The sequence below is a fragment of the Actinomycetaceae bacterium MB13-C1-2 genome (assembly GCA_035621235.1).
Lineage (GTDB): Bacteria > Actinomycetota > Actinomycetes > Actinomycetales > Actinomycetaceae > Scrofimicrobium.
The window spans coordinates 228,774-249,537 of the sequence record CP141731.1 but is presented as its reverse complement, the minus strand read 5'-3'; the positions used below and the strand labels follow the sequence as shown (position 1 = coordinate 249,537).

Here is a 20,764-nt window from a genome sequence, read left to right as displayed (position 1 = left end):
CCTGGCTTCCACCGGAATGACTTCTGCCCCCATGACCCCACCGGAAGAGCCAGTTTTGCGCGACGCCTATTCCTTGGCTGCATTTGTGTAAAGGGGGTTTTCTTCATGGGTGATCCCGTAGTGTTCTTTGCCGCGCTCAAAGTTGAGCAAGCGAAGGGCGTTGGAGACGACCACCAACGTTGAGCCTTCGTGAATGAGAACGACGAGTCCGATGTTCAGTCCGAAGAAAGTCATGACGATAAGGAAGACAACGACCAGGAGGCTGACAATCAGGTTCTCTGCGATGATTCGGCTAGTGGCACGGCTGAGACGAACCGCAAATGGGACTCTTCCCAAATCGTCACTCATTAGCGCAATGTCGCAGGTTTCCAAGGCAACGGCTGAACCGGCGGCTCCCATCGCTATCGCAACATCAGCTTTTGCCATCGCTGGAGCATCATTGACGCCGTCTCCGACCATAGCGATCGGGGCGTAATCGTGTGTCAGCTCGCTTATTTCCGTGACTTTGTCTTCGGGAAGTAGGCCGCCGATCACTTGGTCGACACCAACTTCACGGCCCACGGCATCGGCAACTTGTTGACTGTCACCAGAGATCATGATCATCTTCTTGACCCCTGCCGCTCGCAATGCGCTCATTACTTCGACGGATTCGCCACGAGCCTTATCGATTACCCCGACGACTCCGAGGAACTGATTGTCGTACCGAACAAGCATTGCTGTTTGCCCGCGTTCATGGATAAACGAGTAACCCTCCCGGAGGTGATCCGGGAGCCGCGCCCCGAGTTCAGTGAACATACGTAGGTTGCCGGCTTCGACAGTTTTACCATCGATCACCGCTGCGAGACCTCGACCTGTAACAGAGTTGAGGTCGGTAGCAACCAGTCGCTTGTCTACTGGTACTTGGCTACTGAGATCGCGAGTGATTGCGGTCGCGAGAGGGTGGTCGCTGAGGGACTCCACTGCGAGCAGGACGGGAACGAGTTGTTCTCCCTCCGCTCCTAGGGTTGGCCAGATTGTGTCTACTGAGGGAGTGCCCCACGTGAGGGTCCCAGTCTTGTCAAACGCCATTGCTTGGATTCTCCCAAGCGTTTCTAGTGGGGCACCACCTTTGATAAGCACACCGGCGCGGGCGGCGCGAGCGATACCTGAAAGCACCGCAGCCGGAGTGGCAATCGCCAGAGCGCAGGGGCTGGCGGCGACCAAGATCGTCATTGCTAAATAGAAAGCATCGCTGAATGAGTTGTTTAGAACCAACCAGGAAATCAGCAGGGTTGCTACTACCCCGACTATTACCGCTGGTACATACCATCGTTGGAAACGCTCAATGAAGAGTTGGGTTCGTGACGCTGTTTGGTCCGTTTCCGCAACCAGTCGCACAACGCGAGAGAGTGTTGAGTCGGCCGCGGTCGCGGATACGCGTACTTCTAGTACGCCACTCCCGTTCACTGTTCCAGCAAAGACCTTGTTAGATGCTGGTAGGGCATCTAGGTTGGCTTCGGCTCTACCAACCCTGGTCACGGGTTCCTTCTCAACTGGCATCGACTCCCCGGTTACCGCGGACTGGTCGACCGCCGAGAATCCCGCGACTACGAAACCATCCGCTGGAATCCTTGAGTTCGGGCGGACCACGACAGTGTCGCCAATTTGAAGTTCTTCAACCGGTATCTCGACGGTCTCGTCTGCTTCTCGACGAACCAGCGCGGTTCGCGGCGCCAACTCAGCCAATGCCTCAATGGATCGGCTTGCTCTGCCCAACGCAAATTCCTCAAGCGCGTGACCTAGCGAGAAGAGGAACAAAAGAACTGCCCCTTCTGCCCACATACCGATTGCGGCGGCCCCGATGGCGGCGACCAGCATCAAGAAGTCGACTTCAAACCTGCCCTTTAGCGTCGATGCAATAGCCTCTTTGAAAGTAAAGAAGCCACCGAAAAAGTAAGTGGCTAGGAAGAATGCAAGTGGCACGCCGACCAGAGGCAGCTTGAACACGTACCCCGCTAACATCCCTGCGCCGTAAGTGATACCGGCGAGGATTGCGAACCATAGTTCAATGTTGGAAAAGCCTTTGCCGTGACGGTGATCAGGTGCAGTTTCGTCATGTTCTAGCTTGGTCATACAGAAACCATACATCATTATATTCTGATATATAGACATTCTGTTGTACCGCGTGCGTTGTAGAGTGGTTCGCATGGATCAGGCAGCGCAAAGGGAGGTCACTCAAGAACTGAGTGAAGAGGATGCCATCCGTCTATCGGAGATAATGCGTGCGCTCGCCTCGCCGTTGAGGCTTCGCATCTTGAATGCCCTGCAGAATGGACCTGCGACCGTGACTTCATTGTGTGAGCGGTTGGATGCTGGGCAGGCGGCAGTCTCTAACCACTTGCGGCTACTCCGTCACCTGAACCTCGTCGTTGGCACGAGGGAGGGACGCAATGTCTATTACCAGCTGTTCGATGACCACGTTCACGACCTGCTCACTCAAGCTGTTTCGCACGCCTCTCATATGCCGGGCTTTGCGGAATATTCGGCGGTTGAGGCGAACCATAGCTAGGTTCGATTTGAACTTCGACGATACGTCAGCCCTCTGAATCATGGCCCTCTGCTCGTCTAGAGCCACATTGATCATCAAGATCAGGTCCTCGGGGGCCGAACCTAATTCTCCGCGTCACTGCAGCGATGCCCGCACGCAGCGTTCCGCCTGATCGAGCATGTTAGAGATGCCGACCTCCGCGCGGGAGTCCATTTCCCCGCTGTTACGATGTTGTGGTGGAAAGCACAACAAAGAACCGCCAGAGTCCAGATGTGCTTCGGAAGATGATCGAGAGAGCTTACGGCGCCGACCTTCGATGATTTCGCAGTTGAAATGACAGAAGGATGGTTCAACGTTGCCTATAGGCTCACGCTTGCGGATCAGAGACAAGTTGTCCTTAAGATAGCCCCTCCAGCGGACACTCCAGTGCTCACCCGCGAGATCGGCATGATGCGCACTGAACTAGAAGCAATGCGGCTCATTGAAGAGCGCACCAATGTTCCAGTCCCCAGAGTCGACTTCGCAGATCTCGCTGGCGACCTCATTGACGCTGACTACTTCTTCATGGAGTTTATCGATGCCGAGAACTTCGGCCTGGCGGCTGATGCGGGTCTCCTCGCCCCAGAGGTGGTTGCCGCAGGCAACGAAGCGCTCGGTGCGCTCAACCGAGAGATTAACTCTGTAACAGGCGAGCAGTTTGGACCGCTGCTTGGTCTCGGCTATGCCTCCTGGCGCGAAGCGTTTGTCGCGCTAATCGACGAGACCGTGGACGATGGACGACGTGCCGGGGTTGATGTTGGGTGCGAGTACGAGAGGATCATAAAGGTCGTCGCTGAAAATGCCGAGGTACTTGATGAAGTGACAGTCCCGCAACTCGTTGAGCTAGATCTCTGGGCGAAGAACTCGATGATTAAGGACGGTAAAATCGTCGCGATCCTCGACCACGAACGAGCCATTTTCGGCGATCCTCTAATGGAGGCAGGACTGACCGGCATCGATATCCCAGACTTTGGCGATCCGACCAATTTCATGCGCGGTATGGGAATAACGAAGCTCAACGGGCCTCAGAAGATCCGACGCTCGTTGTATTCCCTATACCTCGCTCTGGTTATGGCTGTGGAGACCAAGTATCGCGGGCACGCGGACACTGAGGTGCCGGACTTTGCCAAGACCAACCTCAGTACGATGATGGCCACCTTGACTCAAACCCGGTAAGCGCGGATATGCCCGGGTACAGCCGATTATGCCCGGGTACAGCCGAATATGCCCGGGTATAAAAGGTGGACAGAACGCGCAGGCTGGGCATATGTCCAGTTGGACGTCTGCCTTGCGCACTCGGGACGAATTCTTCCGGATTGCTCGACTGACGACGGCACTCGCCTCGTACCTGCTATGAGTGGTGGTGCACTCGCTGTAACGGATAGCCGTCGCGAGGGCCTAGATCTCGCCGGGGTCCAGAACGTGTAGCAAGCAGGCCAGACAAAAGGTATATAGGACGTTCGTAGGATAGATCCATGCCGGATTGAACTTTCCGAATGGTCGGATGCTGAGTAATCTTGGAGTACCTAGGGAAGGAACTGGCTATGTGGCCGACGACTGTGTGGGGAACCACTTTGATCGCTGTGGGAGCGGCGATTGCGGGGGTGCTTCTGGTGTGGGTCGTCTACAAGATCTGGCAGGTGCTCAAAAAGAAACCTCGGGCGGCCTCCAGTGACGGGACAACACCCGCCCAAACTGCTGAGAAAGATGAGCCTGAAACAACGACTTGGCAAGATCTGGTATCCGGGGCGACACCGGTCACGGTCTCGCCTCCAGACACACAAGTGGCGACGAGCAAAGGTGACGCTGCGCTCGCGGAGCCTGAAACAGCGACTTGGCAAGATTTGGTAGCCGGAGCAGCGCCGGTCGCGATCTCACCCGCGGACACTCAGGGGCATACAGACAGAAGTGACGTGGCGCTACGCAATGTTGCCGTTGCGATCTCAGATCTCGCAGCCCAACAGGAAGAACTTTTGGACAAGATGGAAGAACTCACCATCGACGCCGACCTGATATTCAACATCTACGGTATGCGCCAGTTGAGTTCACGCGTATCGTTTCAGGCTGAGGCGGCTTTGGCAACAGAAGGGATCCTTCTGGATTCGGGCACGGACCCGATTCCTGCCTCCACCCTTGCCAGGCTCGCCATGCAGAGCAACATGACGGTGGAGAACATCCAACTTACCGTGTTGCAGGACCCGGTCATTGTGCCTTCAGTGACGCGTCCTGTGCGCCTTCTTTTGGCCGAGATCCTTGAGGCGCTCGCGTTAGCCAATCGATTTGGGCGGTCACTACTTACCGTCGATATGAGTGACGGTAGGCCCGTATTTGAAGCACATACGCGGGGCGCGCACGTGGAAGAGGCCTATTTTGTCCAACTTGATAAAGCCGCACACGCCCACAGTTTCGAGATGCGCGATGATCCGGCTTGCCGGGCGATTGCGACCGCAAGTGTAATTGCTTCCCAGATCGGGGCAGAGCTAAGGCTTTCTCGTACCGCTGGCGGGAATTGCGAGTACAGGCTCATACTTGCAAGTGATCAGGTTGCATCGATCAATAGGGTCGATACGGCAGCACCACTTCTTAACTCCACCGCGGCCGAAGAACCTACTTCATGGCGGCAAATGGTGACGTCTGTAGAATCCAAGCCGGTAGTGACACCACCTCTCTATCGGGAAGTAGCCGCGCGAATGGCGCTTGAGGGCCTAATGGCCGGGGTCGAAGATGACTTCAAAGACGAGAGCGACTACCTAGAACCAATTCCTGGTCACAGCGATGAAGAAACCTCGCTTTATTTCGATCTCCAATCTTTTACGAGGGGACGATATGAGCCAGATCGTTCTGATCTAGGGAGAACCTCAGTTCCGTGGGGATCGGCAGGCAGTCTAGGGGACGAACGCGGTTGAGCGAGTTACGTTTCCCGGAGGGTGGTCAGACTGATACCGAGAGAATCGTCGGCGTTCGCCAGATTTTTTTCTCCACCACTGACGTGAAAGGCATTATCACCGGGGCAAACCAGACATTCTCGGACATAGCTAGGTTCGGGTTCGACGAGTTGATGGGAGCTCCCCATAACCTGATCCGGCACAATGACATGCCAGCGGGCGTCTTTCGAATCATGTGGGATAGGTTGCTGGCGGGCGAACCGATCGCGGCTTACGTGAAGAACCTCGCCAAAGACGGTCGTTTTTATTGGGTTTTCGCCACGGTTACTCCCGTTCAAGGAGGATTCCTCTCGGTGCGAACTCGGCCGGTGAACGACCCGCTGTGGGAGGCTTCCAAGGAACTCTATTCTGGAACGCGCCGCCTCGAACTTGAGGCGCTTGCTCGTGGTGGGCATCGACCTGAAGTTGCGATTGCTGGGAAAGAGGACTTGGGAGAGGGGCTTCGTCGGGCAGGATTTGCCTCATTTGAGGATTTCATGTGGGCGGCATTGCCCGCTGAGGTAATGCGAAGAGAGGAACTCTCTACCGCGCCGAACATTGTGGCCGACGCTGAGTCTCCGCTCGGTGCTGTGGTTGGTGGAGCTCAGATGCTAAAGCTTCACATCCAGGACCTCTTGGGAAAACTGGGACAGCTGGAACAGATTTCTGGAAACATAAACGAGGTTCTCTCACGCACCGACACAGTGCGCCAAGACCTGATTCGGCTTGCGAACGACGCCGAGCAATCGTGTCTGAACACCCCGGGGCTTCCCAAGGCGATTGTCAATAGTTCACAGGCCGTACGCGAGTGGACGGCGCGTGCAGTATTACCTCTGGAAGCCACCGTGCAACCGCTGGCAGACGTGGATCGTAAGATTCGAAAAGCGCGGTTCGACATCGGATTGAGTAGCCTGCACAACGAGATGGTGCTTTCTTTTGCGGCCGAAGCTCAGGGTGCGCTTGGGGGTCCGAGCTCGTTGCAGAATGTTCCGCTACTCTGCCACACAATGATGCGCGATACAGACCTGCTAGCCGCTGGGCTAAAGGAGCTACAGACTGAACTCATCCAAGTCGGCGATAGGTTGGATGAAGCAAACGCGGCAATTCAGCGGGTTAGAGGATTCCTCGCGGCCTGGGGGCTTGCGATTGCGCGTCGAGGTTTGGAAGGCCAGTTGTCTGGCATAATCCGGCAGATCGACTATCAACAAGACTTGCTACATTCTCACGTGGCGTCGTTGGCTGAACTGACGGCTGCCTTTTACACGGTTCTTCAGGGAGTTGACCTGTCAGGTCTGGCTGAGCCTCTGCCGATGGTGGCCTACGGGGCCCTCCAACTTTCTTCTCCGGGGTCCAAATAGTACAAGCGTGATGTGTCGGTAGAGCGAACGTAGCCCTGCGTCCGCTTTGCTATGAGCTGGACGACAACTCGGATTATTCGTCTGGTGAGGTTATTCGTTGTGGGTGAGTGCCTTCGGAATACCCGACAGCTAGTCAGTCATTTCGAGGGCGAGGCCACGGACAGCTCGGCACGACACTTCACAGACGATGTCCGGGTCCATTCCGCCTTCCAACAGGCGAAACCCGCTTTCGATGATCCCGTTGGTTATTAGTGTCGCGGCCTTTCGTTGCTCTTCATCGCCAACTATTCGCTTCCACAGGGCCAATAAACTCATCTCCAGGGCCCCGTGGGCTCCGCGTGAAGCTTCCTCCGAGTGACGCGACGGCCTGGCCCTTGCCGCCTCCATCAGCCAAGCGTGACCGGTTAGGGCGGCTTGTTCTATGTTCGCCCCGGTCCAGGCAACCAGGTTGTCAATGGGATCGGACCCCGCCGAGGTCGTAGCATCGTTGACAGCTTGGATCCATGTCGGAAGATGGCGGGCGATGACCAGTCCGACCAGGTCATCAACGGACTCGACGTAGCGATAGATACTAGTCCGAGCGATCCCAGCTTGCCCAGATACTTTTCCTGCAGTGAGTTGCGAATGAGGATCGGCGCGGAGCAAAGACTCGGCGGCATCAATCAGGCGCGCTTCGACGTTCGCGTGGTGTTCGGCCACCGTCGCAGCTTGGATCCTCGGCATAGTCATCTGCCCTTCTGTGCGGCCTTCGGGATTTCTGGTGATGCCTCGTTGACTTCGGGAGTAGCGCTCTCCCGGATGCTCGCTGAACTCGCGTCGGGGCAACTTAGCGACACTTCCGTATCCATCTTGTCACGCCCAGCGCTGACTAGATATGTTGGTGTCAGTTAGCGACATGGTGTCGCAAAGATCGAGGGCTAGCATGTCTACAGATGGCGGTGCGGTCGGAACGAAGTCTTACACGACCGCAGATCCGGTGCTACGGGATCACCGCAGTGGAGCAACGCGGCGCCAGTGGGTCGGGTTATGGATACTTGCCTTGGGACTGGGTTTAGTCGTTTTGGATGGTACGATCGTCGCGGTATCAATGCCGATAATCGTGACGGATCTGGGACTCAACATCGCAGATGCACAGTGGATTACGAGTCTTTACTCGGTTGTTTTCGCAGCTTTGCTTCTGTCGATGGGCAGACTTGGGGACGCAACGGGTCGTCGTCGTCTCATGCTGATAGGAGTTGCGACCTTCGTCGCTGGTTCAGTGATGGCTGCCCTTTCCTCATCCATTGGTCCGCTCCTCGTCTCTCGGGTGGTGCAGGGCATTGGCGGATCCATGGTTCTTCCCTCCACCCTTTCGACGGTTAATGCCACGTTTCGAGGCCGTGACCGCGCAGCGGCCTTCGGGGTGTGGGGCGCAGTGATGTCGGGGTCGGCAGCCCTCGGACCCCTCGTCGGAGGTGCCATCACGCAGTTCCTGCAATGGCCGTGGATTTTCTGGGTGAACGTGCCCTTGGGACTCATGGTCTTCGTGGGTGCGTTAGTTTATGTTGACGAGACCCGCTCGAATGAGGGTGGGGGCGGCGCAGACCCAATCGGCGCAGTGATGAGCGCCCTTGGCTTCGGAGCAATCGTGTTCGGGCTCATTGAGGCTAACTCGCTGGGCTGGTGGACTCCGACGGGCACGTTGGTTCTCGGAAGTCTAACTTGGGGCCCGGCAGCCCCGGTTTCTGCAGTCCCGGTTGCCATCGGTGCGGGCGCGGTGATCCTAGTGGGATTTGTCGTTTGGCAAAAACACCGTCAAAAGGTTGGCAAACCTGCACTACTGGACCTTTCGCTGTTCCGGCTCCGCACCTTCACCCTAGGGAACATCACGGCCGGTCTTGTGGCGATCGGCGAGTTCTCTCTTCTGTTTGTGCTTCCCCTCTACCTGGTTTCCGGGCTCGGACTCAGTCCTCTGTCTTCCGGGGCTGTCCTGGCTTCCATGGCCGCCGGGGCGTTCCTCTCAGGCGCCGCAGCGAGACACCTAGCCGTCCGCATGGGCGCGACTCGAGTGGTCCTGCTTGGTTTGGGCCTGGAGATCGTCGGCACTTTGATGACGGCGCTCGCTCTACACCAGCAGTGGGCCGGGCCATGGGTCGCGCTCGTTCTTGTCCCTTATGGTGTCGGGCTTGGTCTCGCTTCGGCTCAACTGACGTCGACAATCCTGCACGATGTTCCAGCCGATGAATCCGGTATTGGGTCAGCGACACAGTCAACTGTCCGACAACTCGGAACTGCACTGGGGTCGACTATCGGCGGGTCGGTTCTTGCCGCAGCGCTTGGACTATCGCTGACTGGAGCGGGAACGGGGATTGGGATTGACGCGTCGGCTGGCGCCGCAGCGGCCTGTGCTTCCGCGGTGCTCACCTCGGCGATGGTCTTGGCCTTGGGATTGCTTATGGCGTGGGGCGTCGATCGCGCCGCTAAAGCTTCCTAGAACACGACACTCCGAAGCCGGGCATCGAGGCTCGATCAGGGATCTGCCCCTGCTATCGGATTATCCCAGCCGCGATCGCTTTCGCCACCGCCGAAGCCCGATCCCGCGCATCGAGCTTCGTGTACGAGTGCTCCAAATGTGCCTTCACCGTCCCGAGTGAAACTCCGAGACCGCGAGCAATCTGAGAGTTCGTCGCCCCCGACGCAACAAGTTCTAACACCTCGGTTTCACGCACCGTTAGGGTGGCCGCCTCCGGCGCCCGGACTCTAGCCACCAGCGCCGCCGCAACACGTGGCGACAACGAGGCATGGCCGGCGGCCGCAGCCCGAACTCCCTCAATAATCTGTTCCTTCGGAGCGTCCTTGAGGAGATATCCGACCGCACCAGCCTCGACCGCCCGCAGAATTTCGGCGTCTGAATCATAGGTTGTCAGTACAACCACGCGCGGCAGTTCGGCTCGCGTCGCGAGGGCAGCGGTAAGTGAGACTCCGTCCATTTGCGGCATCCTCAGATCTGTCAAAACCACGTCTACCTCGACATCTTCCAACAGGTCCAATGCCTCGACGCCGTTCCCGGCCTCACCGCTCACGACGATTTCAGGGTCACTTTGGACCATCGCGACTATTCCCGCTCGGACAACCGGATGGTCATCGACCACCATCACCTGAATCATGTCGCCTCCCGCAGTGGAGCCTCTTTCGGGATGCGGATGCACACGGTCGTCCCGTTTCCCGATGTGATCGCCACGCTCCCTCCCAGCATGGCCGCTCGCTCCCTCATGCCCGATAGTCCATTTCCCTCTGCCGCCTCGCCCATCCCGACACCGTCGTCACTGACCCGCAGTATGTACGCCTCGGAGTCTTCCTCCAGTTGGACGAGGACATTGCTCGCGCCCGCGTGCCGCCTAACGTTATGCAACGCTTCGCCTGCCGCGCGGTAGAGTGACGTCTCAATCTCGACAGGTACGCCTTCGGCCCCTCCCTCAAAGTTTGCATAGCTACTGGCAGCAAGACGTGATAACGCCTCGGTTAGATCTCGATCTTCCAAGGCGGGAGAACGCCATGCATTGATTAGCGCCCGGGCTTCAGCAAGGTTTTCTCTGGCTACCAGCTCGATCTGTGGGCGTGTACCCGGACTCTGGGCTAGGGCAATAATCGCCACGTAGCCCTGCGCCAGGGTGTCATGCACCTCGCGCGCGATCCGCTCCCGTTCCGCTTGTGTCGCCTGTTGCCCGGTTACCGTAAGAAGTTGTTCTTGGGAGGACGCTAGTTCAGAGCGCATTCTTTCGCGCTCGACTCCCCACTCCCAGATCCTGCTGATCCAGACGCCCATTGCGGTTGCAAACGAGCCAACGACCAGGGAGTACCAAAGGACCTCCCAAGTCGCCGTCCCGTCGTACAGGAGTCCGATAGCGACTGCCGCTGTGAGCGCCCACGCCCAGATGACACCCGTCAGCAGTCGTCTGGACACAATGAAAACGAGGGGATAGCAGACAAAAAGTAGCATCTGCATCCACTCGCTCCCCATGATCCCAAGACCCATGGAGACAACAACGGCAACAGGGAAGAGGCTCTCTGGTTTTCCTGTGCCAAGCGAAGCATTCCGGGACAGTACTAGCAATGCCCACGCGAGTAAGAGGACTAAGACACTAACGCCCGTGAGTACAGCGTTAGGTGCGTTCGTGAACGCGGCCAAAAGAACGACTGCCACGCCGAGTCCGACCAGCGGCGCCGTCCAATACCATTTCTCGGACTCAACTTTGCTCATGGGGTACCCAACGGAAAAAGCGGACCGCAATCACGATGGATACGACGGTCCAGGCGGACAACACCACCAATCCTACGGCGACGTCAAAGCTACCGGACGGCTCCATCTGTGCCATGTAGTCAGGAAATAGCGCCGCCCTCATTCCCGAAGCCAGCCAGCGCAAGGGAAAGACACTCGCGACTGTTTGCATCCATCCCGGCAGACTGTCAAAAGGAAAGAACACCCCGGAGAAGAACTGGAGCACCAGCACTGTTGGAACGATAACGCCGTTGGCTGAGCGCACAGTCGGTAAGAGGACAGACAGTCCGAAACCAAGGGCAGCCCCGCATGCGATGCCCAGTAGCAATGTGGAAATGAATATTCCCCACTTCCTGGGTGAGTCGGGCAGCGTCGCGCCAAAGCCGAGCGTAGCAACGGTCATCAAGAGCGTAGTTTGCGCCAGCGCCAAGATGCCCACCTGGCCCAGTTTTCCAAGCACGTAAGCCAAGGCGGTTGTAGGGGTCGTGCGCAGTCGTTTTAGTAGAGAGGTTTCGCGTTCCTCAACCACTCGCATCCCCAGTTCTTGGGTTGTCGCCAAGATGACACCCGTAGCCACCATTCCAGGGAGGAAAAACTGGTTCATCCCAAAATCGGTCCGCTCCAGTCCATCCGAGAACACCCCACTCCCAACAAAGATCAGGTACATGAGCGTCGGATAGGCAAAGTTGAAGAATAACGAGGACACCTCGCGCGCAAACGACAGCAATTCGAAGGGAACTCGACGCGCCGCAACCAGCGGCGTACTTGGTAGTGCGCTCATGCCGCCTCGTCCTTCGCGATCAGTTCCAGGTAAACCTCTTCCAGGGTCGGTCGAATCACTTGTAGTTCGGGGATTTCGCCGAGCTTTGCGGCGAGATTTTCTATCAGGGCCGTCGGGGTGGCAGTGACCTCGGTTCGGGTCTGGCCGCTTGCTGGGTCATACCAGGTGACTCTGGGCGTGTGAGCTGCCTGGCCGCCCAGGTCCTCTGGAGCCCCTTCGGCAATGACGTGACCATTGGACAGAACAAGGACTCGGTCTGCCAGGACCGCCGCCTCGGCCAAGTAGTGTGTGGTTAGCACGATGGTCAGTCCCCGTTGATGCAAGGAGGCAAGCATGTTTTGGAAGCTCCTGCGGGCACTCGGGTCGAATCCGGTTGTTGGTTCGTCCAAGAACAGTAGCTCGGGGCGGCCGATGATTCCCAGGGCAACATCTAATCTGCGCCTCTGGCCTCCTGAAAGTTGAGCAACGCGCGCCCTATCTTTGGTCTCAAGTCCAACCATATGCAATGTTTCATCGACTGTGCGCGGGTTCGAGTATGAAGCCTGAGCGAGTTTCAGCTCCTCTCTGACCGTGAGCGAACTGGCCTCGAAAGTCGACTGCAGGACGACTCCGACGCGATTTCTCCACTGTGGACCGCCGCTTCGCGGGTTCTCTCCGAGGACACTCACTGCCCCTGAACTGGGGCTTCGAAATCCTTCAAGGATCTCGATTGTGGTCGTCTTCCCAGCACCGTTGGGACCAAGAAGTGCAACACACTCACCCTCACTGACACTAAAGGTAATCCCATCGATAGCATCGTGCTGTTTATATCTTTTGCGCAGGTCGCGCACGGTTATCAGATCCATGAGACTAAGCATGCTAAAGCATTGGGATGCGGGGTATTCGTCGGTTGGTGGGCCACATCGGCCGATCGGCTGATTGACGAGTCTGGTTCTCTCTCGCGCGTCGAGCCTCGTTTCCCAATGGGGATAAATCCAGGGGATAAACATTTGGAATGTCCCCTATATGTGTCTCCCATCGCCTACTGTTTTGAACCGTTAGTTATTGGTGCGTACGAGGGCTGCATGTCAACGACGACAAAAAACTCTCGCGTTCGAGAACTCTGTGGTTGAGTTCGTCGCGTTGGGGAGGGGAATCTACTGAAGAACAACTTTGGGCAGGAACTGTTGGCTCAGGTCAATCCATGTGATTCGGTTATTCACCGCTCAAAATTTGGTGTGTTCTGGAGCGATCTTCCCCCGCTCACGGTACTTGCATCGGCCCCCGGCTGGGGAAAAACCATCTGGATGATGCAGTGCGCCGAGACCGTTGGAGATGACAAGACGGAGTGGGTTCACGGCCTACATAAGCTACACAAAGTTGTCGCTGAGATTGAACAACTTAAAGGGGCGCCGAAAGACACGGTGTACCTGATCGATGGTATTGAAAGCGCGCTGAGCGAAAACCCGGCGCTATGGGAGCAGATCCTCGCGATAGCCGAAGTTGGATCAGTGGTGGTTGCTTGCTACTGCGTACCAGTATCGATAATCCCTTTGGCAACGGTTCTCGATGAGCGTCACCTCGCTTTCGATCGGGCTGAACTTGAGCAAATTGCCGCTCATCTGGTCGCAGACAGCGCAGTTCTCGACATGTTCGTTCTGCCTGAGTCAATGCGCGGTTGCCCGTGGATCGTTGGTCGTGATGTCGCGAGGATACGTGCTCGTTCGACTGGTTACTCAAGGGTGATAAGTGAATTGTCCTCAAGTGCGCTGTGCTACAAGAGCTTCCGTGATAATCCGGGGTTTATGGAGTCGGGGGCGGGTCGAGCACTGGTCGCAGCGGGCGGACTACCGATAGTGACTGAAGCGCTGTTAGCAAGTGTTGCCTCGGACATTGATATCCGTTACTGCTACGCCAGAATGTCTGCCTGGCCAGTCTTCGATGAGGTCGTTGATGACGAATCGGGAGAAGACGCTCTCAGGTGGGCACCGGATGCCTGGAAAATGATGCAAGAGACGGCATCGAAAGAGGAACAGCGTTCTGTTCTCGAAGCTGGACTAAGAGCCGAGGTGGACCGCGGTTCGATACTTGGTGAAGCGCGAGCCTTGCTAATGCTCGGACGCCTGATTGAGGCGGAACGCCTCGCGGAACGCAGACTGCGTCGACTGCTGCTGTTCGCCTCCCCGGACTGTGCCAGACTCCTCTCGGAAACGGTCTCTGACTTCTCTAACTACCCGGCGCTCGCAATCCTCTTCTCAGAGATACAAACCTGGGAGCTTGGAAATACCGAAGCAACGAAAGCACGTTCGTTGCGGGCTGCTAGATCCGTTGCGATGCGGAAAGCAACAGGGTTGTTTGACGAGTTCGCTAGGGCCTCAATGGTCGCGTTTGGGGCCGTCTCCGGGGGCGATCGACTTCTTGCCGGGCGATTCCTAGATCACGTGCTTGAACTGTTGGGTGACTTTGACCCCTCATCAGAAGACGTAGATAAAGATGCCCGTCAGGCTCTATCCGGTCAGCTCTATTTGTCGTATTGGGTGGCGATCCAACTCGATCGCCACGAAGATGCGCTAACGCTTGCGAACTCGATCGTGACGGTTGGAAACCCCTCGGATCGGATAATGCCAATGGAACGAGTCTGCGCCGCCACTCAGATGGATCTGGGTGGGTTCACATCGCTATCGGGCTCGAAACCTCCGCATCCCGATGATCCGATCAGTAACGCGGTGGCTCTTCGCGATTTGGAGGATGCGGATGATCAGGTGGCTGTTTCACGTTTGCGAGCGATAATCAATCACCCAGATCCGCTGCCTTCACGGTCCGCGATTGACGGACTGGTACTGCTAGTTCGAGGAATCGCGGACCCACAGGAACTACTTGTATCGCAGGTCGACGCGGCAGTGGAGCGTAGTAGTTTTCTCTGGGGGGGGGGGGGGGACTCCCAGCAGCTTTGTTGCCCTAGGTGCAATGGTCTGTTACGTCAGTCTCGGGGCACAGACCAGGGCCTGTGAGTTGGCCCGACAACTCGACTCAGAAGACGTTTTTTCTTCTTTGGGTCGAGTTATCTGGTACCAGTGGAGGGGTGAGCACGAACGTGCCGTGGAGATCACGGACCGTCTGCTGAAGAAACCGATGATGCCTCGTTTTGAGGTGCTCGCGATGGTCCTTCAGGCCGCGTCTCTGTGCAGTCAGAGAAGCCTCGGTGCCGCACAGAATGTTTTACAGATGGCATGGCGTTCCTACCGAGCGCCAAGGCTGATGCGGTTCGCGTTCCGGTTCGTCCCCCCTGAAATCGCTGATGAGCTTATTTCAGCGGTCGAACAGGATCTCAGCGGGGGACTTCCGGATGCTCTGAGCGCGATGCGGAATGACCCCAGGCCGTTCATCTGGTCCAAACGTCCCGCTCTGACACGTAGTGAACTCGAAATTCTGAACATGCTACGGAAGGGACTTTCGAACTCGGAAATCGCGAGGCAGCGATTTGTCGTCATCGGTACCCTTCGTAATCAGCTCAAATCGATCTACCGCAAGCTTGAGGTGGCAGACCGTCACGAGGCGGTTGACGCTGCCTATAGACTCGGATTTTTCGGCCCTCGCGACGGCGATGACGAGGCCGGCGTGTAGCAGTGGACGAGTAACAAATCGGGGTTGGTTCCCGGTCGAAATTCGACCGGGAACCAACCCCGTATCCGCATCCTCACAAACTGATCTGAGTCAGTTGCGACCGTCCGGCAAATTGGCGGTTCGAGGGACTAAAGTGCGACTCCACCGTCCCATGACCTGCGGTTATGCGCACGGATTTCGAAGATTTCTGGGACCTAAGGCCGCCTCGGGTTAAACATCGGGGGATATGCAGAGGGGCCATGTTCTCGGGGAAACCACCAACTGGTCGCTTTAAATCTCTATGGTCGAGTTCGGTCACAGTGTTTTTAAGAGGAGATTCTTGGTGAAGAAGTTTGCGCGCCTGCGGAAAACCTACGGTGTTGTGGTAGCAGGGATCCTTCTTGGTGTGGGCTCGATTGTGTCCACGTCGGCTGTAACGTACGCGAACACCGTTCCTGACCCCGCACCTGCGGATGAGCAGATCTCGGTAGCCACGGATAGGACCACTGACCCAGTCGACGGGTCAACTGAGACGGTTAGTGATACCGGTCTGACTGCCGATGCTCTAACAGACGAATCAACTGGGGTGCAGACGCCAGCGGATGGTGGAACTTCCGGAACCACTGACCTACAGTCCGATGATGTCAAGGAGCAGACTCCTGCGCCGGCAGAAATCACTGAGCAATCATCTAGCGACGTTGTTTCCAGTGATGCTCGCATAAGTAACCTTGCTACCACGGATTTTTGTCAGCTCGGGATCCTCTTTGGCGTGACTGCTTCCGGAAGTGTGTGGTCAGTCCCTGAGAGTGGCGGTGCTGCCACGAAGATTGATCCGAACTGGTTTACCCTGTATTCGAACTGGACACCCTCAGCCACGAGTCCTGAAGTGGCTGTCAAGAACGGCGTAAACGGACTAGCTATTGCTGCTGACGGCACAATGTATGCCTACGCGAGAAAGTACACGTCCAGACCAGATCTGAATCAGAACTTTAATCTGATGATCAGGATGCTGGTGAAAAAGCCCGGCGGCGACTGGGCATGGCTGAATAGCAACTTGTATCCGGTTGCCTACAATCCCGGAAATAGTCCGATCGCTGGTGCAATCGACCCGAAGACTGGAAACTACGTCTGGGGCGAGTTCAAGAACAGTAACTTTGTCATCCGCGAAATTGACGTCAATACCGGTGCGAGCTACGTCAGTGGCCGAGTTCCTGTGGGTATTAGTGGGGCGAACGGCGATGTCGCTTATGACTCGGCGGGCAACCTATACATCGTTGCACAGGGGAGCGGGAAGCTCTCGATAACCACAGTGGCGGCTGCCGATATCGCGGCCGGACGTGTTGCGAGCACAAAATACGATGTCTGGCCAAGCAAGCCTACCCGTGGATCAACCGTCACCCGTGACTTCACCAGCGAGGTGAACGGCATCGCCGTAGGTCAAGACGGCGACCTATATGTCAGTACTCAGACCAAGATTCACCGGGTCAATCCGTTGACGGGCGCACTCGTGGCTGAAATTGGGACCAGGCCGTATACCCAAAACAATACAGATCTCGCCTCGTGTTCTAACAACAGCCCGACGACGTTGACGTTGCAGAAGGATTTACGTGACGAGGACAAGACGACCGACGAGTTCAGACTGAGTGTGGCCTATGAGGGCGCGGAACTCGTTGCGACGACGGCGAAGACCCGAGTATCCGGCACAACCTTGTTGGAGGAGATTACCGGTCCGACGTGGGTCACCACCGGTGCAGGACTAGTCCTCGAGGAAACGGGCACTAAGCTCTCCGACTACAACTCCAATCTGAGTTGCAGCATTGACGGTGGGGCGGAGATTGCAGTCACTCCTGCCCCTGGTGGTACGTCAGGAACAATCACAGTCCCCGAAGAAGCGGCTGGAAAGAACATCACCTGCACGTTTACCAACATCACTAAGCCAGCACCAGCAGAGCCTGCTTCTTGCGAGGCAAATACGTTGTATTCCCTTGATTGGCACTCGGGCTGGATTCGCAAGTCGACCCTCGGGTCGAATGGGTCGATTTTTGGTATGACTTCCAACGATCTCACGAAGCTTGGTCCCGATGTGACGATGGGCTACAACGCGTTGGCCATGTCGCTCGATGGCTCGACGTTGTGGGCCTCAGATCAGACCGGGGGTGCGAACGATACGCGTCAAGGTATCTATCGGATTGATGTTGCAACAGGCGAGATGACTAGGTATCCGGACGCATGGAACTTCCAGACTCCTGCCTATGGCTCGTACGCTCCAGGCTATGTGCCTGGCACAGGTCTGGTCGGCGGCGCAATCAATCCCCGGGACGGCTACTACTACGCGTACAACGTGTACACCGGTTTCTTATACGCCTTCTACACAAGCGGATCGAATGCCGGTACTCCAGTTGGACTCGTCGGTCAGATGTCACCCACAGCCGCTGGGATGGACGGCACCAATATCTCCGACATTGCTTTTGACGCATCCGGGCATCTTTTCTTCACCGCGAACACGACTAGCGGAAAGCACAGCTTGTATCGTGTGGAGGGGCCTATCTTGGCCGAACCTGGCACGGTAGAGACGCTAACTCCGACCCTCGTTCGTCAAACGGAATACAACAACAGCAACTCGATAGGAAACCTCGCCTTTGGGTCCAACGGCAATCTCTATCTTGGATCTACGGGGAATCCTCTTCCACAGAACCTCGTGGTTAACCCGGTAACAGGAGTGTTGATAGAGGGCTCTGGGTACGAGATTGGTATTCCCGGGGCACCCGGTGACTTTGCATCCTGTGCTGTTCCACCGACGCTAAAGGTAGAGAAAGACGTAGCGGGGCGCTTCGCCACAACAGATCAGTTCAATTTTGGTGTTGCTGGAGGCGATCTGCCTACACCCAGTACTGCCACCACAACAGGAAACACGACTGGACTTCAAAGTCCTACAGCAGGACCTGTCATTGTGACTTCTGGCGGAACCTATACGGTTTCGGAATCGGCGCAATCTGGTTCTCTCTCGAACTACTTCACTACTTATATATGTCTGGACCAAAACGAGGTCGAGATCGCTTCGGGTGAGGGGACCACGTTCGACTACACCCATCCGGAAACTACGGGAACCACAGGAAGCGCTGTCACCTGTACCTTCACCAACACCCCGAAGACTGACGATCCTACGGGCACGGTCACCCTGATAAAGACCGATCCGGACGGTGCGGTCTTGGCTGGCGCCAAGTTCCAGTTGTGGGAAGACACTAACAACAACGGAACCGTTGAGAGCCCGCCCGACAAAAAAGTGGGTGGCATCAGGACCTCTGATACCAACGGTGTAGTCAAGTGGGAACACCTTGATCCCTCGAAGAAGTATTTAGTCGAGGAAGCTGAGGCGCCAGCGGGTTACAAATTGCCTGCCGTGGTTGTGTCGGCCGCGCGTTTCGACCTCCCGGTTCCGAGGGCTGACCAAAAGCTTCCAGCCGGGATGATTCCGATCATGCCGCAGCTACGGGAATACCTCTTGGTTGGAACCTCAACAAGCGCCGAGCCGACGATGAATATCAATTCTTCGGACAACGAACTAGGCAAGATCAGCACAGTTCCCTGGAGCAAGATCAGTAGCTCGATCGGAGGCTGGCCTGTCACGGGCGCCGCCAACCTCACTGCGCGAACCAGCTACGACGGCAACGTCGCTTTCTCTCGCGGCACCAAGGCCGGTTACATGTTCAACATGGGCACCATCCAGATGTATGCCGATACGGGAACGGTGTCAAAGAGTACGAATCCGTTTAAGGGCACCGGGGGTTACTGGTATCCCACAGAAGGACAGACCCGCCAAGCCATAGCCAACAGCAAGAAACAGGACGTTGCTGGCATGACTGCGCTCCAGTCAGAGCTTGAAGGTTTGAAAACATATGTCGCAGGATTGTCAACTGAGGGAACCGCAGCATGGACCGGATCTGGGACGACGGCTAGCCCGAAAACGATCAACGTCGATTCTTATGACAAGAACGGCGATGGTATTGCGGTTATTAGTATCGACTCTAAGTCTGAACTGAAAGGGCCCTACGTAATCTCAGGGTCCGGCAACGTCTTCCCTGTGTTTGTCCTCAGTGGCTCAGACGTGTTCAAGCTTAACAATGCTTCCTTACAGCTGAGCACGGCGATGGCGGCATCGTTCCAGGCTCGGGGGCTAGGTGCAATGTTTGTCCAAACCCGCCAAACCAGCGATCCGTTCAACTTTGCTAACTCTTTGGTGAACGGAGTCGGCTTTTACGACTTGAGTATGGCCGGGGACGGAAAGTTCCAGATGAGTAATGTCCAGGGTTGCGGTCAGTTTGTCGGTCAGATCATGGACTTCAACAACGTGAGCCTGAGCCGATGTTCGCAGTCTCCCGCTGGGGTATTCACCGTCATAAATGAGAAGGCCCCCGAGACCGCGCGACTCACGCTGATCAAGGAAGTTGATAACTCTTACGCCGGGACCGCCGGGGTGAACGACTTCAACCTGACGGCCACACCTGATGGACAGCCCGCTATCAGGTTCAACTCCTCTGAAACGAAGGAAGTAGACCCAGGGGACTACACGATTGGCGAAACCCTTCTGGACAGTTACGAGTTCGTGGACATTAGTTGCGAAAGCGGGACGATACAAAAGGAGACTGAGCCGCTTGGAGACGATGACAAGACGATCACAGCCGGAAAGATTAAGGTCGAAGCTGGTGATGACGTCGTCTGCACGCTTCGGAACAAGGACGTCCCTCCCGAACCCGTTGCTCTTGGCACCATCGCCTGGGAAAAGGTTGACGAAGATGGTGGGCACCTAGCCGGATCAGAGTGGACTCTAGTGGGACCCATCGGACCTGACTCGGTTGACCGTACGGTCACGGACTGCGTGGCCGCCAACACCTTGGGTTGCCTAAGCGGGGGCTACCACGACATGGACTATCGTGCTGGCTACTTTGAGGTTTGGAACATCGGTAGCGGTCAGTACACACTTACTGAAACCAAGGCTCCTGCGGGATATAGGTTGGGCCCTGCCCTGCCCAGCTTCGATGTCGATGTTACGGGTTCAAATCCGTCATACAACGTCGGCGAGATTGTGAACGAGCAGGCGGATGGGCCAAATCTTCCCTTGACTGGCGGCATGAGTTCCGCGATGTTCGCTTTCCTGGGTGGTGGTCTTTTCGGAGCCGCTCTCCTCGGAGCCAAGGCCCTCCGGAAGAAAGGGGCCGGAGTCCACGCAGAGTGACCACCTGATTCAACACAGAGGAATAGATCGCTGTAACAGACTTCCGCGGCAACAGACTGGCG

General features: G+C 56.6%; 14 protein-coding genes. 8 read left to right on the top strand and 6 right to left on the bottom strand.

What is annotated here, in order from left to right:
• Positions 1-66: 66 nt before the first annotated feature.
• Entirely contained in the window at positions 67-2,112 is a 2,046-nt protein-coding gene (locus tag U6G28_00975; protein WRS30299.1) for a heavy metal translocating P-type ATPase, read from the bottom strand.
• 73 nt (positions 2,113-2,185) lie between these two features.
• Between U6G28_00975 and U6G28_00970 the strand changes: the two genes are divergently transcribed.
• The 4 genes from U6G28_00970 to U6G28_00955 all read left to right on the top strand — a co-directional run bounded on the left by U6G28_00970 (position 2,186) and on the right by U6G28_00955 (position 6,848).
• Positions 2,186-2,548 (top strand): metalloregulator ArsR/SmtB family transcription factor, encoded by a 363-nt coding sequence (locus U6G28_00970; GenBank protein WRS30298.1) that lies wholly within the window; start codon positions 2,186-2,188, stop codon positions 2,546-2,548.
• Between the two features lie 312 nt (positions 2,549-2,860).
• A complete protein-coding gene (locus U6G28_00965) occupies positions 2,861-3,742 on the top strand; it encodes an aminoglycoside phosphotransferase family protein (protein WRS30297.1) in 882 nt (293 codons plus the stop codon).
• Between the two features lie 368 nt (positions 3,743-4,110).
• Positions 4,111-5,472, top strand: a complete 1,362-nt coding sequence (locus tag U6G28_00960; protein WRS30296.1) for a hypothetical protein — start codon at positions 4,111-4,113, stop codon at positions 5,470-5,472.
• Positions 5,469-6,848: a PAS domain-containing protein gene (locus U6G28_00955; protein ID WRS30295.1), complete on the top strand. Its 1,380-nt coding sequence runs from the start codon at positions 5,469-5,471 to the stop codon at positions 6,846-6,848. The genes U6G28_00960 and U6G28_00955 overlap by 4 nt, the downstream gene beginning before the upstream one ends.
• A gap of 129 nt (positions 6,849-6,977) precedes the next feature.
• Here the strand turns inward: U6G28_00955 and U6G28_00950 are convergent, their stop codons facing one another.
• Entirely contained in the window at positions 6,978-7,673 is a 696-nt protein-coding gene (locus U6G28_00950) for a TetR/AcrR family transcriptional regulator (protein WRS30294.1), read from the bottom strand.
• A gap of 97 nt (positions 7,674-7,770) precedes the next feature.
• Here U6G28_00950 and U6G28_00945 point away from each other — a divergent pair, with 97 nt between their 5' ends.
• Complete coding sequence (locus tag U6G28_00945) at positions 7,771-9,321, top strand: MFS transporter (GenBank protein ID WRS30293.1); 1,551 nt, start codon at positions 7,771-7,773, stop codon at positions 9,319-9,321.
• 52 nt (positions 9,322-9,373) lie between these two features.
• Here U6G28_00945 and U6G28_00940 read toward each other — a convergent pair whose 3' ends face one another.
• The 4 genes from U6G28_00940 to U6G28_00925 are packed head-to-tail and all read right to left on the bottom strand — an operon-like array spanning position 9,374 to position 12,732.
• Positions 9,374-9,994, bottom strand: a complete 621-nt coding sequence (locus U6G28_00940; GenBank protein WRS30292.1) for a response regulator transcription factor — start codon at positions 9,992-9,994, stop codon at positions 9,374-9,376.
• Entirely contained in the window at positions 9,991-11,088 is a 1,098-nt protein-coding gene (locus U6G28_00935; GenBank protein ID WRS30291.1) for a sensor histidine kinase, read from the bottom strand. Before U6G28_00935 ends, U6G28_00940 begins: the two co-directional genes overlap by 4 nt.
• Positions 11,075-11,887, bottom strand: a complete 813-nt coding sequence (locus U6G28_00930; protein ID WRS30290.1) for an ABC transporter permease — start codon at positions 11,885-11,887, stop codon at positions 11,075-11,077. Before U6G28_00930 ends, U6G28_00935 begins: the two co-directional genes overlap by 14 nt.
• Positions 11,884-12,732, bottom strand: coding sequence for an ABC transporter ATP-binding protein (locus U6G28_00925; GenBank protein ID WRS30289.1), 849 nt, complete (start codon positions 12,730-12,732; stop codon positions 11,884-11,886). Before U6G28_00925 ends, U6G28_00930 begins: the two co-directional genes overlap by 4 nt.
• 372 nt (positions 12,733-13,104) lie before the next feature.
• On the opposite strand from U6G28_00925, the gene U6G28_00920 reads away from it, so the two are divergent.
• The 3 genes from U6G28_00920 (at position 13,105) to U6G28_00910 (ending at position 20,702) form a co-directional block, all read left to right on the top strand.
• Positions 13,105-14,877 (top strand): hypothetical protein, encoded by a 1,773-nt coding sequence (locus U6G28_00920; protein WRS30288.1) that lies wholly within the window; start codon positions 13,105-13,107, stop codon positions 14,875-14,877.
• Positions 14,834-15,490 carry a LuxR C-terminal-related transcriptional regulator gene (locus U6G28_00915; GenBank protein WRS30287.1) on the top strand — a complete coding sequence of 219 codons (657 nt, stop codon included), beginning with the start codon at positions 14,834-14,836 and terminating at the stop codon, positions 15,488-15,490. Before U6G28_00920 ends, U6G28_00915 begins: the two co-directional genes overlap by 44 nt.
• 322 nt (positions 15,491-15,812) lie before the next feature.
• Positions 15,813-20,702, top strand: a complete 4,890-nt coding sequence (locus tag U6G28_00910; protein WRS30286.1) for a SpaA isopeptide-forming pilin-related protein — start codon at positions 15,813-15,815, stop codon at positions 20,700-20,702.
• Positions 20,703-20,764 lie beyond the last annotated feature (62 nt).